The organism is Nocardia sp. NPDC055321 (genome assembly GCF_053645575.1).
The window spans coordinates 14202-29464 of the sequence record NZ_JBSHMS010000024.1 but is presented as its reverse complement, the minus strand read 5'-3'; the positions used below and the strand labels follow the sequence as shown (position 1 = coordinate 29464).

General features: G+C 66.1%; 20 protein-coding genes and 1 tRNA gene. 9 read left to right on the top strand and 12 right to left on the bottom strand.

The genetic code is table 11. The annotated features are described in order from the left end of the window. Window positions 1-26 precede the first annotated feature (26 nt). Window positions 27-476 carry a hypothetical protein gene (locus ACWIGI_RS31605; RefSeq protein ID WP_454206504.1) on the bottom strand — a complete coding sequence of 150 codons (450 nt, stop codon included), beginning with the start codon at window positions 474-476 and terminating at the stop codon, window positions 27-29. A 583-nt stretch (window positions 477-1059) separates the two neighbouring features. Beyond that, window positions 1060-2448, bottom strand: coding sequence for a TY-Chap domain-containing protein (locus ACWIGI_RS31600; protein WP_454206502.1), 1389 nt, complete (start codon window positions 2446-2448; stop codon window positions 1060-1062). A gap of 513 nt (window positions 2449-2961) precedes the next feature. Between ACWIGI_RS31600 and ACWIGI_RS31595 the strand changes: the two genes are divergently transcribed. The 3 genes from ACWIGI_RS31595 (at window position 2962) to ACWIGI_RS31585 (ending at window position 3896) form a co-directional block, all read left to right on the top strand. Beyond that, the gene (locus ACWIGI_RS31595) at window positions 2962-3207 is read left to right on the top strand and encodes a hypothetical protein (protein WP_454206500.1); all 246 of its coding nucleotides are present in this window, start codon (window positions 2962-2964) and stop codon (window positions 3205-3207) included. A gap of 12 nt (window positions 3208-3219) precedes the next feature. Next, a complete protein-coding gene (locus ACWIGI_RS31590; protein ID WP_454206498.1) occupies window positions 3220-3756 on the top strand; it encodes a hypothetical protein in 537 nt (178 codons plus the stop codon). Window positions 3757-3820: 64 nt separating this feature from the next. Then, window positions 3821-3896, top strand: a tRNA-Glu gene (locus ACWIGI_RS31585). Window positions 3897-3957: 61 nt separating this feature from the next. Here ACWIGI_RS31585 and ACWIGI_RS31580 read toward each other — a convergent pair. From ACWIGI_RS31580 to ACWIGI_RS31560, 5 genes are all read right to left on the bottom strand, one after another. Next, window positions 3958-4419: a hypothetical protein gene (locus ACWIGI_RS31580; protein WP_454206496.1), complete on the bottom strand. Its 462-nt coding sequence runs from the start codon at window positions 4417-4419 to the stop codon at window positions 3958-3960. A 167-nt stretch (window positions 4420-4586) separates the two neighbouring features. Beyond that, a complete protein-coding gene (locus tag ACWIGI_RS31575) occupies window positions 4587-4991 on the bottom strand; it encodes a hypothetical protein (RefSeq protein ID WP_454206494.1) in 405 nt (134 codons plus the stop codon). 106 nt (window positions 4992-5097) lie between these two features. Further along, window positions 5098-5535 (bottom strand): DUF4189 domain-containing protein, encoded by a 438-nt coding sequence (locus ACWIGI_RS31570; protein ID WP_454206492.1) that lies wholly within the window; start codon window positions 5533-5535, stop codon window positions 5098-5100. Between the two features lie 11 nt (window positions 5536-5546). Further along, the gene (locus ACWIGI_RS31565) at window positions 5547-6008 is read right to left on the bottom strand and encodes a DUF4189 domain-containing protein (RefSeq protein WP_454206490.1); all 462 of its coding nucleotides are present in this window, start codon (window positions 6006-6008) and stop codon (window positions 5547-5549) included. Between the two features lie 196 nt (window positions 6009-6204). Further along, window positions 6205-6543, bottom strand: coding sequence for a DUF1330 domain-containing protein (locus tag ACWIGI_RS31560; RefSeq protein WP_454206488.1), 339 nt, complete (start codon window positions 6541-6543; stop codon window positions 6205-6207). A 236-nt stretch (window positions 6544-6779) separates the two neighbouring features. Between ACWIGI_RS31560 and ACWIGI_RS31555 the strand changes: the two genes are divergently transcribed. The 3 genes from ACWIGI_RS31555 to ACWIGI_RS31545 all read left to right on the top strand — a co-directional run bounded on the left by ACWIGI_RS31555 (window position 6780) and on the right by ACWIGI_RS31545 (window position 9216). Beyond that, window positions 6780-7148, top strand: coding sequence for a VOC family protein (locus tag ACWIGI_RS31555; protein WP_454206486.1), 369 nt, complete (start codon window positions 6780-6782; stop codon window positions 7146-7148). 190 nt (window positions 7149-7338) lie between these two features. Next, window positions 7339-7842, top strand: coding sequence for a nitroreductase/quinone reductase family protein (locus ACWIGI_RS31550; protein WP_454206484.1), 504 nt, complete (start codon window positions 7339-7341; stop codon window positions 7840-7842). Between the two features lie 123 nt (window positions 7843-7965). Continuing rightward, window positions 7966-9216, top strand: a complete 1251-nt coding sequence (locus ACWIGI_RS31545) for a DUF6630 family protein (RefSeq protein ID WP_454206482.1) — start codon at window positions 7966-7968, stop codon at window positions 9214-9216. An 84-nt stretch (window positions 9217-9300) separates the two neighbouring features. On the opposite strand, the gene ACWIGI_RS31540 is transcribed toward ACWIGI_RS31545, so the two are convergent. Then, window positions 9301-10107, bottom strand: a complete 807-nt coding sequence (locus tag ACWIGI_RS31540; protein WP_454206480.1) for a hypothetical protein — start codon at window positions 10105-10107, stop codon at window positions 9301-9303. A 227-nt stretch (window positions 10108-10334) separates the two neighbouring features. Between ACWIGI_RS31540 and ACWIGI_RS31535 the strand changes: the two genes are divergently transcribed. Then, on the top strand, window positions 10335-10535 hold the full coding sequence (locus tag ACWIGI_RS31535) for a CsbD family protein (protein WP_454206478.1): 201 nt from the start codon (window positions 10335-10337) through the stop codon (window positions 10533-10535). A 302-nt stretch (window positions 10536-10837) separates the two neighbouring features. On the opposite strand, the gene ACWIGI_RS31530 is transcribed toward ACWIGI_RS31535, so the two are convergent. Then, entirely contained in the window at window positions 10838-11611 is a 774-nt protein-coding gene (locus ACWIGI_RS31530) for an ATP-grasp domain-containing protein (protein WP_454206476.1), read from the bottom strand. Between the two features lie 153 nt (window positions 11612-11764). On the opposite strand from ACWIGI_RS31530, the gene ACWIGI_RS31525 reads away from it, so the two are divergent. Both ACWIGI_RS31525 and ACWIGI_RS31520 read left to right on the top strand, forming a co-directional pair. Continuing rightward, window positions 11765-12631: a helix-turn-helix domain-containing protein gene (locus ACWIGI_RS31525; RefSeq protein WP_454206474.1), complete on the top strand. Its 867-nt coding sequence runs from the start codon at window positions 11765-11767 to the stop codon at window positions 12629-12631. A gap of 89 nt (window positions 12632-12720) precedes the next feature. Further along, complete coding sequence (locus ACWIGI_RS31520) at window positions 12721-13404, top strand: DUF998 domain-containing protein (RefSeq protein WP_454206472.1); 684 nt, start codon at window positions 12721-12723, stop codon at window positions 13402-13404. Between the two features lie 232 nt (window positions 13405-13636). Here the strand turns inward: ACWIGI_RS31520 and ACWIGI_RS31515 are convergent, their stop codons facing one another. From ACWIGI_RS31515 to ACWIGI_RS31505, 3 genes are all read right to left on the bottom strand, one after another. Next, window positions 13637-13840: a DUF397 domain-containing protein gene (locus ACWIGI_RS31515; RefSeq protein ID WP_454206471.1), complete on the bottom strand. Its 204-nt coding sequence runs from the start codon at window positions 13838-13840 to the stop codon at window positions 13637-13639. Between the two features lie 136 nt (window positions 13841-13976). Further along, window positions 13977-14180 (bottom strand): DUF397 domain-containing protein, encoded by a 204-nt coding sequence (locus ACWIGI_RS31510; protein WP_454206469.1) that lies wholly within the window; start codon window positions 14178-14180, stop codon window positions 13977-13979. Then, window positions 14177-15076, bottom strand: a complete 900-nt coding sequence (locus tag ACWIGI_RS31505) for a helix-turn-helix domain-containing protein (RefSeq protein ID WP_454206468.1) — start codon at window positions 15074-15076, stop codon at window positions 14177-14179. The genes ACWIGI_RS31510 and ACWIGI_RS31505 overlap by 4 nt, the downstream gene beginning before the upstream one ends. Window positions 15077-15263 lie beyond the last annotated feature (187 nt).

The window sequence follows — 15263 nt, the reverse complement described above, 5'->3', positions numbered from 1 at the left end:
CCCGGGATGTCGAGGCATCGTGCTCGTCAGGCCAGCAGCCAGGCGACCAGCGTGCCCAGGGCTCCGAGGACTCCGAACGCCGTGATGATGTACATGGCGGTCATGTCTTCGACGCCGGATTTTGTTCCCCAGCCGAGCTCCTCGGCGATCCGGCAGATCTCGCTCCGTCCGTCAGTGATGGAGAAAGACTCTCTTTCTACGATTCCGATCTTGCCGTCAGGTCGCCGACCGAACACGATCCGGCCGGAGGTGCGGTAGAGCCGCCCACCGTGGTAGCTGATCTCACCGCCGTCGTGTTCCTGCCATTCGTCGAGAATCGATACGGTGTAGTCGTGTGTATTCAGGCGGACATGGTGGACCAGCTCTCGGATTCGCTTGCCGCCACCCGGGTTGGCGTCGTTGACGAGCACATCGAAACCCGAAGGGGTCCAGACCATCTGATACATGCTGGCCGGTAACGCGGCGCGAATGCGCATGCACAGGTCGCCGGCCGGATTCGGGCCGAGTGGAATCGGGTTCACGACATTCTCTCTTCGTGAGTGGTGGACTCGGTCCAGTGCGTGCGAGCCCGCGTGGAGCGCGATCTTCGTGTCACTACACACAGACCGTACGACGCACCCCTGACATCCGGGGCGGCCCTATTCACGCGCGATACACCGCCTCCGCGGCACGCTCAGAAGAACGAGACGGTCAGTGAGTGGAACCGGCCGTTGTCGGTCTGCAGTATCGCTGCCTACGCCAGATGAACTGTGCGGCAACGGTGTGCCGTGGCGGGACGAACAGGCACTGTCGTGACCGACTGGGATGAATTCACCGCGGGCCTCACCGAGGACCTGCAACTCTGCCTGCGAAAGCGTTGACGATCATCGACACCGCAATCGCAGACGGCGCATACCAGGTTCCGGATTGGAACGCCAGAGACACCGTGAGAGGTCGCTCGGGGTGGGACCGAACCGCGCTTATCCACCCGAGCCTCCCGCACATTTGTTGACCGAACCAGGTCCTCCGCGATGAAGGTTCTCTCTGACGGCTGCTGCTGGCGAGTGCCGGCGACCGTTATCAGTTCACCCCGAGATCCCGGTAGATCTGGGGCAGTTCGTTTTCCGGGTCGTCCTGGAACGCTTGGTATCGAAGGTCCGCTGGGCCGGCTACAGCAAGTACTTCACGGAGTATCCAAACGACGCGTTCGGATAAGGCACGCGTGTCACTGCTGGAATCCTGCCAATATCCGCTGCCACCATCGACAGGGTGGCAACCAGACTCGATGAGGCCGCCGGCCAGCCCGGTCGACTCCTCGCTGGTGAGGCCGTACTGCGAGGCGCCGTATTCGTATGTGCTTGTACCCGACCTCCGTTCGACCCATTGCGAAACGCACGCCGCGTCGGTGCGCAGGTCGGCCATCAAGTGGATCAGCCCCCCGACCGGCAGTGCCGCTAACACGCAGTCGAGCCGGTCGATGAAGTTGTCCCAACTCTGGCACTGCTCCCGGGTCAGCACCTCACTCGCCACACGTTGTCGATGATCGACGACACCGAGTTCAGCTCCGATATAACTGGTTTGCAGCGTGGTGCATTCGAGACGAAGCTCGCCAGGATCCGCTACCCCCAGCGCATCCCGGAATGTATCGACAATCCACGGCACAGCGTCTTCGCGCACACCAAACGCGTTGTCCCACACCGGCGGACCGACCCAAACCTGGTCCCCATCGGCGACCGGCGGCGCAGGTTGCGGCCCACCCGTCTGATCCGTCGATACCCAACCGAGCTGAGCCATAGCCCGTTTCAGCGACTCGACCGCAGCGGCCGAGTAGATACCGGAAGAGGCATGTATGACAGCGCGACTGAGCCGATAGTGCTGGAAATAGCGGTAGAACTGGAGGAAGCCCACCGCCTGGCCACCCGAGCGAACCACGAGGACCATCGGCGCGCGCATCGGTAGTGTGGTTAGCACCCATTCGAGCCGTTCCCCGAAATCCTCCCAACCGCTGCATGTCTCGGGTGCACCACGGTCGGTAGGACGGGCTGGAACAACGACAGATCGGCATAGTCCCCACTGGTCGGGCCCGCCGTCACCCCAAGCGCTGTACCGCAGCCCGGACGGGTCGATACCCAGACCGTCCCGCATCACCCGCAGCACCGATTCCGAAACTTGCTGCCGATAGTCAAGGTTCGCACCTTGCCGCCAACCCGTTCTCCACGTCCGCCCGCTCATCTCCGACCCGATCACCGCCATCAGGCGCGGCTTTTCCGCAGCATCGGAGGGCAAGTCGACAAAGACCTCGACGGAATTTCCATTGACCGTGAAGACCACCCGCCCACCGGTGCGGACATCACGCAACAGCACGACGTCATCTTGGCGGGAGAACTGCACCCCCTCATCGTCGTAGTCCGGAGCCAGGAACTCTGGAATCTCTGCTCCCAACCCGGACCAAAAACTGTTCTCTTCCACGCCACCCCGATCTTCAATTGCCGACTGCCGGAACGATACCCACATCCCCCGACAGCCCAATCTCGACCTGATTCAGGTGACGCGCGCCCTAAGCTGGATCCTCGCCTCCGAAGACGTCACGGAACAAGGTCGGCGAGTCTTTGGTGCCCAGTAGGTCGCGCAAGCCACTCAAGCAGCAGCCCCGTTTGTGCTATCGGAGAAGCCGCCAGGACCTCGGCATACATCAACCACTCACTAGCCATCCAGAGGGAGAAATACGTGGCCGCCGGGACCGGATGGTCCCAGCGGACGACGGTCATGCACTCAACTCGGCAGTATGGTGCGTTCGGTCGACGCCAGATCAGCTCGGCCAGTTGCACGGCCGAGGATCCTGCCGCGCGTAGCCCCGGCACGGCCGCGTCAAGAGACAAGCGAGGGCGGCATGCTGCTGTGGACCTCGGCTTTGTCGAGGTTTCAGTGAGATGCGAGTCTCTCGAGCGGGCGATCGACTGCCTGAGGGCTAGAGTCGGATTCATGAAAGACCGGCCCGTGGTCGTCGCGGCCCTGATCGGGAGCTTTGTCGGCGTAGTGCTGTCGAGCCCGTTCTCCATGTACTTCGGCTTCGGTGTCCCGGTGCTCGCGACCGTCCTTGCCGGGGTCGGAATCCTTCTGGCAGGAGCCATCCTGTTCGGCGGCTTCTGCGCTGCCCTGGTGGGGGCAGTCAGGGCCGATCGACGTAACGGCGGATTCCGGTGCCGGGGGATGACCCTCCGAGGATGATCGGTACGTGAGATGAGCTTGTCAGCCGATGCCGAGCTTCCGGACGGCGACCGCACGCGCGAGGAGCTGCTGCAGGAGGTTCTCGACTACCTCCGCAGCAAGATGTTCGTGGACGGAATGCCTTTGGAGTGGACGGAGATCGACGGGTCCTACACCGTGGTTGGTCGATCGATGACGACACTCGAGATCGGGGTTGACACGGCCGATGGCCCGTTCACGGGCTGGCTGGACGAGGATCCCGACTTTCCGCCGGCGCTGCAACTCCTGCGCGCGAGCATGTCCGCGCCTGGCGCAGGCACCTGGTTCCGCCTGGACTTCCACATCCTGTCCACTGGCGAATTCACCACCCAGTTCGACTATGGCAGGCCAGATGCATGGTGCTACAGCGAATTCGGCGTCGAAGAGGATCTGGAGATGTATCCACGCGATCGAGTGCCGCAGTGGATGCTGGATGATCTGGAAGCGGTTCGGCTTCTTCGCGAACAGGACTCGCTTGCTCCGGGCAGCAGGTTGAGGACGCTGTGGGGATCACTGACGAAGCTCTTCTGAACGCGCTCCAGTCAACGGAAGCCCCTTGCCGCAATTGTTTTCGAGCTCTACGCTTGCCAGCGGTCGCGAAGTAGCTTAGTTGGTAGAGCACCATTCGCTCAGACGGGAGGGCGCGGGTTCGATTCCCGTCTTCGCGACCAAATCATCGAGCAGGCATCGAGTCTTGTCATCGGCAGATGCGTACCCTCGGCCGGGCCCGGATCAGGGCCAGAGGACGCTGTCCTCTCGAACGAGGAGCGGCTGGGAGTCCAGGTCCTCGTACCAGCGGAGGCGGCCGATCTCGACGGAACCATCCGCGGCGGCCCAGCCGGAATCAACCTGGCGAGACAGCCAGATCAACAGACCTTCCAGTGCCTCGAAGTCGTCGGGATGAACCTCTTGCCGGGCTTCCAGACGCCAGCCGGTCGCGGTCCTCTCGAGGCTCGAGCCCAGCGCGCCGTCGATCTTCCACGCATCGCCGCTCTGGTCGAGAAACGGTTGCGGTTCTGTGCAGTCCAGCTCCCCGTCCTCGTCCTCCACAACGGAGACACAGCCTCGTGAGAGCCGAACCTCGTCTTCGGGCGCCGGCCCTTGGCCGATCTGCCAGCGCAACTCTGCGACATCCAATGTCGACAGGTCGGCGTGCAGGTCCAGGGAGAGCGCGAGCTCATAGATATCGGCCACCCGCACAACGTAGTACGGGTCAACGACAGGTTCTTCGGTCCGCATCGGGTGCGCGATCAACGGCAGAAGCGAGTGCGGTCTGGCGAAATCAGGTGGGCCGCACTTCCAGCTAGTCCGGTGCGCTTGCGACTGGCTTCCCGCCCATGTCTCTGTTCAGGGTGCCCCGATCAAGCTGCCATGCCTGCCAATTCGAGCGCGTAGGTATCCGTCGCGTCGATCTCGGTCGCCGCCTGCCGAGCGGCTTCGTCTTCCCCGCGCTCCCGGAGCAGCCGCACCAGGAGATAAAGCGCCGATTTGCTTCCGTGCAAGGCGCGCTGCCGAAGATCGGCGTCGCTGCCCTGCTCGTACAGAAACCGGTTCAACCTCCGTGCCGCATGAGGGTCGGACTCGCCGCGGGCGGCCAGTTCGTCGAGATGGCCCGCGTGCACGAGCAGGTCCAGGTGCCACAGGTGTGCACCGTGCCGGTCGGGGTCGGCGCTGAAGCACTCGGCAACGCCGCTGACCGCGGAGATCGCCGCATCCCAGTCGCCGCAGGCCTCCGCTGCACTGACTGTCTCCCACCAGGTCTTCACGGTGTCAGTATGGTGGGCGCGGCCGGAAACACCTTGCCGCAGAAGCTGATCTCTGCCGCCTGGTCGACTTGACCGGTCGTGCCGCAGGGTAGGAACTGTAGGTCGCCTACCCGGCGTTCGACGTGCAGATCGCGTCCAGGACGAACAGCGGCTTCACCGTGTAGAACAGCGGCGGCTGGTTCAGGCCCGGGCCGGCCAGCTTCCGTGCGTTCTCCTCCGCCTCTGCGATGGTGGCTCCGGTGCCCGAAGTATACGAGGGGTGAACCGCGACGATGCTCCACGAATCCCGTTCGAGCACAACGCCGCAATTGTTGTGGATTCGGACCTGGACGTTGCATCGGGCTCCGCTGGCGAGGCCGCAGGAGTCTATGGCGGCTTGATCGGCTTCGTGCTGGGTCGGGTAGTCGATGGACGTGCCGACGGTGAAGCCTCCGGCTGCGATGGCGCCGTAGAGGTCCTGAGCTGCCTGCGCGGGGGCAGCGCTCAGGAGCGGGGCGGCCGCTGCGGCGACGGTGGTGACGGTGATTTTCTTCAGCAGTGACATGGTTCTTCGCCTCACCGAGCGTTCGAGGTGCAGACGGTCTGCTTGATGAACGGGGCCGTTGTCACCGTGCTGCCCCAGGCGGCCTGCACCGCGACGGCGACTGCCGGCAACGGCCACGGTGTCTGTGCCAGGGCCATTTGTTCGGCGTCGGCGGCCGTCGCACCGGTGCCCCACCACACGGTGGATGTCATGGGCACCAGGCCCCACCAGCCGCGGATCGGAAGCTCGGCCGCGGAACCACAGCTGTTCTTGAGCTCCAGTTTGATGACGCAGTACTTGCCGCAGGCATCCATCGCGGCCTGATTCGCGGCCGCCTGCGTCGGATAGTCGATAGCAGGGAAGATTTGAATGTAATCGGTTGCTATGGCGCCGTACTGATTTCCGGCCGCGTGTGCGGTCCCGGCTTCGGCGCACAGCAGTGTCGCACCGGACGCGATAACGACGGCCAGCCCGGACCTGCTCAACAATGACATGTATCAAACCCCCGAGAATCCGCAACGATACCCGGGCATCATTGCGACGATCTTCCCGGTTGTCCAGTCCAATCACGGTAGAGCGAAGTGTATCTGGATGCCTCGGCGACCAATCGGCAACGCTGACAAGGACACTCGTTCGCCGATGAGAGGTGCACGTCGGTCGGTCGCAGGGCGGAAGTCGTCGTGCGCGACCTCAGGCTTCGGCGCGGAGTTTGGCGGCTCGCTCGCTCGGGTCGTAGCCGGGCCCCACGCCCTCGATCAGCAGCAGGTCGCCGTCGATATGGTCGGTGCGCAGGTGGGCGATCTCGCGGTAGGCGGGTGAGTGATACCAGGCCCGGGCGTGGGCCAGATCCGGGAACTCGAGGAGCACCATGCTGCCCGGCCAGTGTCCCTCCACCACTTCGGTGGGCGGGCCGTGAATGACGAAGCGACCCTGGAACGGATCCAGGGTGGCCTGGATCTTTTCCAGGTACTCCAGGATCTGCGGATGCGGACGGCGGGCGCGCAGATGCGCGAAACCATAGGCGGACAAGGGAACTCCTTCGGGGCAAGGACGACGCACCGGGCGGACGGGATCGGGCGACCCCTCGACGGTAGGACGCGATGCTGGGGCATCCAATTACCTCGCCGGTAATGCCCGGGTCCCGGAGCCGGCCGGATCCACGAGCTGCTGGAGGGTTGCCGACCGGTGTCGTGTTCTTACAATCGCCTGCGGCGTCGGCGTTGCAGACTGGGCTGAAACGACGGTTGTTGCGGGAAGGAAATCACATGTCAATTGCCACGCTGAAGATGGTCACCTTGGACAGCGCCGATGCACGGCGGGACGCGGAGTTCTGGGCGGCCGCGCTCGGCTGGGAGATTGCCCACGTGCAGGACGAGTACGCCATGCTCGCCGGTCCGGACCACGCGCTGGGCTTCGGCACGGTCGCGGACTATGAGCCGCCCACCTGGCCGAACGAGAATGGAACCAAGCAGTTCCATCTGGATCTGGCGGTCGAAGACATCGACGTCGCGAGTAAGCAACTGGTCGAGTTGGGCGCCACCGTGCCGGATTTTCAACCGGGCGAATCCTGGCGGGTGCTGCTGGATCCGAGCGGCCACCCGTTCTGCCTCACTCTCGCCGGCAACTGGAGCTAGTCGACCGGTTCAGCCGACACAGGTGCTGCGTTGCGCGCCGGCCTACGCAGTCGGCGCAGACCTATCCGTTCGGCGTGACCCGGGTGTGGGTCACGGGTGCTGCCACGAACCGTGCAGCCCGCGAAAACTCGTCGCGATTGCCCGCCGAACTAGGACCCGAACTGTCCTAACTCCCGGAAATACTTGTCCCATGAGCGAAAACGAAGCCACCGTGGGACAGCCGGACATCACCGACTACAACGACCCGGACGCGCCGTGGAACCAGGCGTGGGACGGTGAGGGCGGGATCGCCGACTGGAACAACGACGTGATCAAAGAGTTCCGGGAGAACTCGGGCAAGGTCGGGGGCGCTTACGCGGGCGGGGACCTGATCCTGCTCACCACCACCGGAGCCAAGAGCGGCAAGTCGCACGTGACCCCGCTCGGCCCGCTCGAGCGCGACGGGATCATGTACGTCAGCTCGTTCATCGAAGACAAGTACCCGGCCTGGTGGTACAACATCAAGGCGAATCCGCGGGTCACCATCGAACTGCGGGACGAGACCTACGCGGCGGTGGGCACCGTGCTCGAGGGCGCGGCCTACGACGAGTTCGCCGCCTGGGTCCTGGCCAACAACCCGCTGCTGGCGGACTTCCAGTCCAAGGTCGACCGCCCGCTCCCGCTGGTCGTCCTGACCCGCGCCGAGCAGGACTGAGGCGCCTGGCCCGGAGCGCGCCGGCAACGACGCGCCCCGGGCGGCTGCCGAGGTGAGAGGCGTCGGCCGCGCGTGTCGTAGCACGCGGGTACGTTGTCCGCCGTACGCGGACGAAGGGGTGCAATGGGATTCGACAGCAGGAAAGCGTGGGCGGCGGTCGCGCGATGCGTGTGGCCCGCCGGGCACACGGTGGAGCAGCGGATCCTGGACGGCACGGACGACCCGTACGACGACATGCGGTGGGCGCTGGGCGATGCGAATCTGAGCGCCTACATCGATTGGCGTTCGGACCCGGGCGATGTTCGCCACGACCTCGGCGCCACGCTGACGTTCCCGCGATCGTTCTGCTGGGAGTGGTACGACGACTTCGTAGGCGACCCCGACCTGGATTGGGATCCGACCGAAGACACGATGTCGTTGCTCGAGGAGATCGGCGAGCACTGCCACGGCAGCGGATTCGCGCTGGTATCACTGGAACTCGACGCGGACGGATACGCCCTCACCACGATCGAGCACGCGCGCCTCGGTGAGCTCCTGGAGCTGACAGCGCGAGCGGGGACGCCATTCAGCGTGCTGCGCCGGGCCTCCGGGGGCGCGCCGGGCGCGAACGAACCCGCACAGGCCGACGGAACACCGGCGAGGCAGGGCGCCGTTCGGATCGCGGACGACTCCGCCGATCTCATGGAACTGGCGACTGCCGCCCTCACCGACGCCATGCGCGACGCGGGTTACACGGTGTCGCCGCCGTTGGACGAGGAACCCGCGGAAGTATTCAAAGGCAGTCGGCTCCAACTGCGTACGGTGTGGTTCACGGCCCCGGAGGGCGCGGTGGCGGGCATGGTCCCCGCGATCGCGGCCCAATTCCATCGGCAGAGCGGCAGGGTGACCCTCGCAGGGAGCGCATGGCTCGGTTCCACCGCCGCGGGTGTCGTTGCCCGCGCGGGTGACCGGCACTGCCTGCGCGGCTCGGACGAGGTCGAGTCGGTCCCGCTCGGCTACCGTCCGCAACTGCCGAGGCGAGAGTTCTACGTGCACTCGTCCATCGACCTGGACGCCGCGATCCGGGAATTCCTGGACGAGGTCCGAGGCCCTGCGCGGCGGTGGTGGGCCGACCGCGACTCGCTGGCCAAGCTGTTCGCGCTGGCGCGCACGGGGAATCCGCGACACGTGCTGGACACGGTCAACCCGGACTCGACGCGCCTGCGCGCGGTCGCGGTGCTGGGCATCGAGAACGGCCGGCCGGAGGCGACCGCCGACCTGGTTCGCTGGTACCGGTCGCGCACCGGGTTCGACCCCTGGGACTCCGCCGACCAGGTCGCTGCGTTCGATGCCGAACTGGCGCAGCGATATCCGGAGTACGCCAGGCACCGGTGAGCGGACGGCGGCTTCGGGAACCTCACCCGCTGCGGGGAAGCTCCCGAGCAGAAGCTGCGGACCCGAGTGGGTGTGATCCGCCCGCTACGGGGCCGGGTAGAGGTCGACGGGAATCGCGGCCAGGAACGACCCGCCGCCGACCCGGCGATATTCGGCTATCCCGCCCGCGAGCTCGTTGAACGACACGTAGGTCGGGTAGCCGGCTGCGCGGAGGTCGGCGAGGACGGCGCTCTCCGGGAGAGCGGCCGCGAACGCGGCTGTTTCGGGATCGGGGGAGTAGCGGGCGTCGAAAGCCGATTGTCCCGCAGCGGAGGGTGTTTCGTCGGTGAGCAGGATCTCGCCGGTGCGCTGGAACCAATCGAGGAAGACTGTCTCGAAATCCAGGTCGGCGAGGTAGTCCTCGTCGAGGTCCGGGTCCAGGTCTTCGACGTGCTCGCCACCGCATACTCGGGCCGCCAGCTCGATGCCGTCTGCCAGCGCCAGGAACCAGTCGGTGAGCGACGCGGCGACGAGGGTGCTCGAATTGTCCTCCCAGTGGGAGAATACCCGGCCCCAGTCCCCGGTCCCGGGATCGACGTCGACGTAGTAGGTGTCGGCGGCGGCGTTGGAGTGCAGCATCCACCGGGTGTCCTCCGCGCCGGCCCGGCAGTACGTCCGCTCGCCGTTCGCCTTGTGCGAGAACGTGATCGGGTCGTAGTCGTCGTACCAGATCGCGCTGATCTCCCGCGCCAGCACCCGAATCTCGGCGGGTACGGGCACCGGCCAGGCGCCGATCACCTCGTCCGGTAGGCCCGGCTCCAGGCGGACCGCGCCCGTCGCCGCCGCTGCCGCCGCTCGCAGGCGTGCCACCGCGTGTTCGGCACGTTCCACCGCCGCTGTCGAGTCCGTCATGATTCCCCTCCCGATCACACCGGAGCCCTACGCTATCCGACCCGCCTGCTCGCACCGCCCAGTCCCAACGGGACGCAGGACGCCGGCCGGCTCCACGCCGACGGTGATCATCGTTACTGAAATCTAGATCAACTCTGGGGGCATGAACCGGGCGGACCCGGGTATGGCGTGATCGGAACGTCACCGACGTCGTTCGTAAGCCACATCCGCAGAGTGGAAGGAACGCCATGAGTGCAGCAGAGAACAAGGCTGAGGAGTTCAAGGGCCGGGCCAAGGAGGCAGCGGGCAGCTTGACCGGTGACGAGGATCTGAAGGCCGAAGGCAAGGCCGACCAGACTTCATCGAAGGTGAAGCAGCACGTCGACGAGGCGGCCGGGAAGGTCAAGGACGCCGCCGAGTCGGTCAAGGAGAAGCTGCAGGGCCACTGACACTCACCGATTCGGAGGGCGGGTCCCCGAGTACTCGGGGACCCGCCCTCCGGTGGGTCTGCCGTGCTCGATGCCGAGGCCATCGTGTGACGTCAGTCAGCAAGGTGCGCTGGGTCACGGTCGGGATGCCGACCGGGCAAATTCGCAAGTAGGCGCGATAGGCGATCGAGACACAGCGCCACTGTCAGGCGTGGGGAGCCGAATAAACGTGCACTATCGCGGTGGAAACGGCGGAAACCGCCACGGGACGATCGATTGTGCACGTTTATTCGGACGCGAGGTGAACGAACCGGCGGCGGGCTTCATCCCTCGGTGCGGGTGACCGCCTCGGCTTCCATCGCCGCGATGAAGTCGGTGACGTTCGATCCGTAGACGCCCCAGCTGTTCACACCGCCCAGTTCCACGAGGCGCGGGACGCCGGCCGGGTCCACGCCGACATCGACGGTGATCATGGTGAGGCCGTGGGTGAGCATGCGATTCGCCGTGGTCTCGGCGAACGTCCGTACCCGATCGGGGACGGGGAGGTACGGCTCGTCCGGATAGTTACTGCCGCAGACGAATCGGCCGTTGCGACAGAAGCAGCGATACTCGTGTTCGAACGTCACGACCTCGGAGATGACCACCAGCTCGTCGCGGTGACGGTCGTGGAGCCGGAGCCACTCGGTCAGATCGCCGACCGGATGGACGCCCGCGGGGAAGAGCTTGAAGTTCGTATCGCTCCGTAGGAAGACCCGGTCGCTTCCGACCATCCGCTCGAGCGGCAGGGTGGGGACCGCCGCGAAGGGCACGAGGAACGCGACGCGGCCGAGCAGGTCGTAGACGTGGCGGTAGTACGACGAACAGCGCAGTGCCGCATAGTCATCGAACACCGCCTCGCCCACTCTCGGGTCGCGACGCAGGCGGGTCATCGTGGGCATCGTCCCGTAGCCGACGACCGCGCGACCCGGCTCGACCTCGGGCCAGCGGCCCATCAGCGCATCGTGGTCGCCGACGATCAGCGGGTCGTCGAGTGCGGCCGCGACAACTGCGGAGCCCGGGAACTCGTCATGGAGGTCGATGATCCACTGCGGTCGCATGATCCGATGCTAGGCGTGACCGGCGTGGGGTCCGCGGGGCGGCAGCCGGACTCGGCGCTCCCGCACCCCGATGGGCGCTCTCCGTCACCGTGTTTCGGTGATCGGCCGGCCGACGTCGCCGTGTGGTCACGCCGCATCCGTAGTCTGGAGCGCGTGGGAGCTTCCGAGGACGCCGCCGGGGCGGGGTGGGACTTCGCGGGGCCGGTGGCGGGCGAACTGCCGGGGTCGGCGCTGATCGGGTACCGCGACCTCGGCGGTGCGGGATGGGACTACCGGGCCGCGGCTACCACGGCGGTCGGGGTGGTGATCGAGTTCGCGGGGCGGGATCTGATCATCGACGGGGCGGGGGTGCGGCGGGAGCTGGGCGGGTTCGTCGTGGGACTTCCCATGGGAGCCACGCGGATTCGCAGTCGGTACGCCGAATGTGTCGAGGTCCGGTTGTCACCGGCTCGGGCCTACTCGGTGCTCGGGGTCGCCGCCAACGCGCTGGGGCCCGGCGTCGTATCCCTCGACGAGCTGTGGGGGCCGGACGCGCGCCGGCTGCGTGAGCGCCTCGCCGCGGTCGGGAACTGGGAGCAGCGGTTCGCGGTGACGAACGCGTTTCTGGCACAGCGTGATCGGCAGGACAGGGTGCCCGAGCCCGAGGTGCTCGCCGCCTGGCAACGCGTCGTGGCCTCGGGTGGGCAGGTGCGGGTCGCCGAGCTCGCGCGCTCGCTGGGCTGGAGCCGCAAGAGGCTGTGGTCCAGATTCGAGGACCAGATCGGTCTCACGCCCAAGCGCGCGGCGATGCTGGCCCGATTCCGTTGCGCGGCAGCGGGACTGCTTGCGGGCCGGCCCGCCGCCGAGGTGGCCGCGACCTGCGGGTACACCGATCAGGCGCACCTGTCCCGGGACGTGGCGATCTTCGCCGAACGCACGCCCGGGTCGTTGCGGTCGGACGTGCTGCCGGCCATCGCCAGGGACCGAGACCTGGCTTGGGGAACATTTTTCCAATCCTCGAGCCGGGGCGCCGGTCGATAGTGGTGTCCCCCCGGATGCGGAGCGACTCACCATGATTCGGCACACCGCACCCGGCCGATGAGAGGACACCTGTGGTGCGGACATCCTCGGTGACGAGACTGCTGCTGGCCTGCGGCATCGTCGCCCCACTGCTCAACATCACCGTGCTGCTGATCCTCGGGGCCGTCCGCCCCGAGTACGACGCCTGGCGGGTCCCCGACAGCAACCTCGAACTGGGGCCCGGCGGATGGATGCAGATCACCAACTACATCGTCACCGGAACACTGTTGCTGGCCTTCGCCTACGGTGCGCGACGGTCGCTACCGGCCGGCCGCACCGCCACCCGGGGCCCGCTGCTGCTCGCCGTCTACGCCCTCACCTTCGTGGCCATCGGGCCGATCCTGCCCGACCCGTCCCTGGGCTACCCGCCGGGCGAGCCGACCGACCTGACCCTGCACGGCGCGATCCACAGCGTCCTCGGACTGATCCAGTTCACGTCGCTGAGCGCGGCGTGTTTCGTCCTGTCGCGCGGCGCCGGACCGCGCGACAGCCGCGGCTGGTACCGGTATTCGATAACCAACGGAGTGCTGGTCGCCGTCTCCTACATCGCGTTCGCACTCACCGCTAAGCTGGTGGACAGCGGCCCGGCCGGGCTCGTCGAACGGATCGGTCTCGTCGCCTGCGGCAGCTGGATCGTGCTGCTGGCACTGCGACTGTTGCGGAGGGCCGCCGAGAGTCCTGCGCGCGGCGAGCCGAGAACATCAGTGGTGGGAGCTGAGTCCTCGATGCCCTAAGCATCGTGTCAGCTGCGCATAGTCTGTTGCGCCGCATCGAGTTCGCGTTGCCTCGGCCCGGGCATTTGTGGTCCCGAATCGTTCCGAGGGGTATGCGTAATCGGGCCGAGGAACCGACCGTGGCGCGGAAGCCGGCCGCGACAAGGACCGGGGCCTGCGGTCGGTGGTGGATCCGGCGCTGGGCGGCTGATCGGGATGACTCCTCGAAGCGGGCCCGGGCAGCTGTTTGTGGCTACAGGTCGAAAGTGCCCGTACCCACGGAGGATACGAACCGGTCCCAGGCGGCGGGCTCGAAGACGAGCACCGGGCTCGTGGCACCGAGCTTGGAGTCTCGTACACCAACCTTGCCCCCGCGCAAGTGGGCCGCTTCGACGCACGCCTCACCACCGCCGCTGCGACTGCTCTTGAACCAGCGCGCTCCGTCTAGTTCGTTCACGCTATGTACTCCTTCGCTACCCGCTTTGCTATCAGCGGGATTCACCGCGATGTGGGTTTGCAGTCGGTGCCAGCTCTGGCGTATCGCGGCTGATCCGGGACGGCTCCTCGAAGCGGCCCCGGTCGGTCGTTCTCGGCTACAAATCGAAAGCGCCCGTACCCACCGAGGATACGAACCGGTCCCAGGCGGCGGGCTCGAAGACGAGCACCGGGCTCGCGACACCGAGCTTCGAGTCGCGCACGCCAACCTTGCCCCCGCGCAAGTGGGCCGCTTCGACGCAATGCTCACCGCCACCGCTGCGACTGCTCTTGAACCAGCGCGCTCCGTCTAGTTCGTTCACGCTTCGTACTCCTTCGCTACCCACCTCAGAAGGTGTTTGCTATCAGCAGGATTCAACGCTACCCGTCCCAGCGCCGAATGCGCGTTCAGGTATCTGTCGACATCGCTGGCACGGTCGTAGTAGAGCCGGGAGCCGTAGCCCTCGATGTAGACCGTCGTGGGTTCCACCGGTCGCTTGGTGGCCGGATCATTGGGGAAATGCAGGATCACGAAGGGCCCGGACGGGATTCCCAGGGGAAAGCCAGCCTTGAACGGGATGACACGGACGCGGACGTTCGGGGGCGTATCCGCCAGTTTTCGCAGCTGGGCGGCCATGATGCGCTTGCTGCCCGACCAGCGGTGCAGCACCGCCTCGTCGAGCAGTAGATCCACTTCGACCGGAGACAGCCTGCGGTTGAGCGCCGTCTGCCGCTGCATCCGCACCTGGATGCGCTGCTCGAGCTCCATCGGCGTATCGGACGAGAAGAACACGCGGTCGAGTTCGCGCGCGTAGTCGGCCGTCTGCACCACGCCGGGCACGATGTCTGCCTGATACATGATCACTTGTGCCGCAGCGGCTTCCAGGCTCACATAGGTCTCGAAGTCGTCGGGGATGAGGTCCTCGTAGCGATGCCACCACACCCGCTCGTCCACCGGCCGGGTGCGATGGTCGGCCTCGGTGGCCAGTGCTTTCAGCGCATCGGTTTTCGGTTCGCAGCCGTAGACCTTGCACAGTGCTTCGATGTCCAGCAGGCGGATTCGGGGTGACTCGCCGGATTCGAGGCGTTGCAGTGTGCCTGCGCCCCGTTCGATCAGTCGTGCCGCGTCGGCGATCGATAGACCGGCGGCTTGGCGGAGTTCCCGCAGCTGTCTGCCGAGTCTGCGACCGGGGATGGTGGTTCGATTCTTACCGCTCATTAGCCTGGCTCCCCATTTTTTGGGTGGCGCGTGCGCCGTACGTGGGTGGCAGATATCTAATTCCGGGGCGGAGCGTGAAAGGTTCCCAGCTGTATTGTCCGTCGACTTCGGATGCCGTGCAGGGAAAATGGGCGGATCTGCTTTGGGTGATCCGATGTGCTGTTTTCGCAGGCGAGCGACGTGTCTA

Excerpts from the sequence above, each read along its gene's own strand:
- ACWIGI_RS31550 (WP_454206484.1), top strand. The coding sequence starts at position 7,339 with ATGAGCGAAAACGAAGCCACCGTGGGACAGCCGGACATCACCGACTAC.
- ACWIGI_RS31570 (WP_454206492.1), bottom strand. The coding sequence starts at position 5,535 with ATGTCACTGCTGAAGAAAATCACCGTCACCACCGTCGCCGCAGCGGCC.
- ACWIGI_RS31590 (WP_454206498.1), top strand. The coding sequence starts at position 3,220 with ATGAGCTTGTCAGCCGATGCCGAGCTTCCGGACGGCGACCGCACGCGC.
- ACWIGI_RS31535 (WP_454206478.1), top strand. The coding sequence starts at position 10,335 with ATGAGTGCAGCAGAGAACAAGGCTGAGGAGTTCAAGGGCCGGGCCAAG.
- ACWIGI_RS31555 (WP_454206486.1), top strand. The coding sequence starts at position 6,780 with ATGTCAATTGCCACGCTGAAGATGGTCACCTTGGACAGCGCCGATGCA.
- ACWIGI_RS31595 (WP_454206500.1), top strand. The coding sequence starts at position 2,962 with ATGAAAGACCGGCCCGTGGTCGTCGCGGCCCTGATCGGGAGCTTTGTC.
- ACWIGI_RS31530 (WP_454206476.1), bottom strand. The coding sequence starts at position 11,611 with ATGCGACCGCAGTGGATCATCGACCTCCATGACGAGTTCCCGGGCTCC.
- ACWIGI_RS31540 (WP_454206480.1), bottom strand. The coding sequence starts at position 10,107 with ATGACGGACTCGACAGCGGCGGTGGAACGTGCCGAACACGCGGTGGCA.
- ACWIGI_RS31565 (WP_454206490.1), bottom strand. The coding sequence starts at position 6,008 with ATGTCATTGTTGAGCAGGTCCGGGCTGGCCGTCGTTATCGCGTCCGGT.
- ACWIGI_RS31545 (WP_454206482.1), top strand. The coding sequence starts at position 7,966 with ATGGGATTCGACAGCAGGAAAGCGTGGGCGGCGGTCGCGCGATGCGTG.
- ACWIGI_RS31505 (WP_454206468.1), bottom strand. The coding sequence starts at position 15,076 with ATGAGCGGTAAGAATCGAACCACCATCCCCGGTCGCAGACTCGGCAGA.
- ACWIGI_RS31605 (WP_454206504.1), bottom strand. The coding sequence starts at position 476 with ATGCGCATTCGCGCCGCGTTACCGGCCAGCATGTATCAGATGGTCTGG.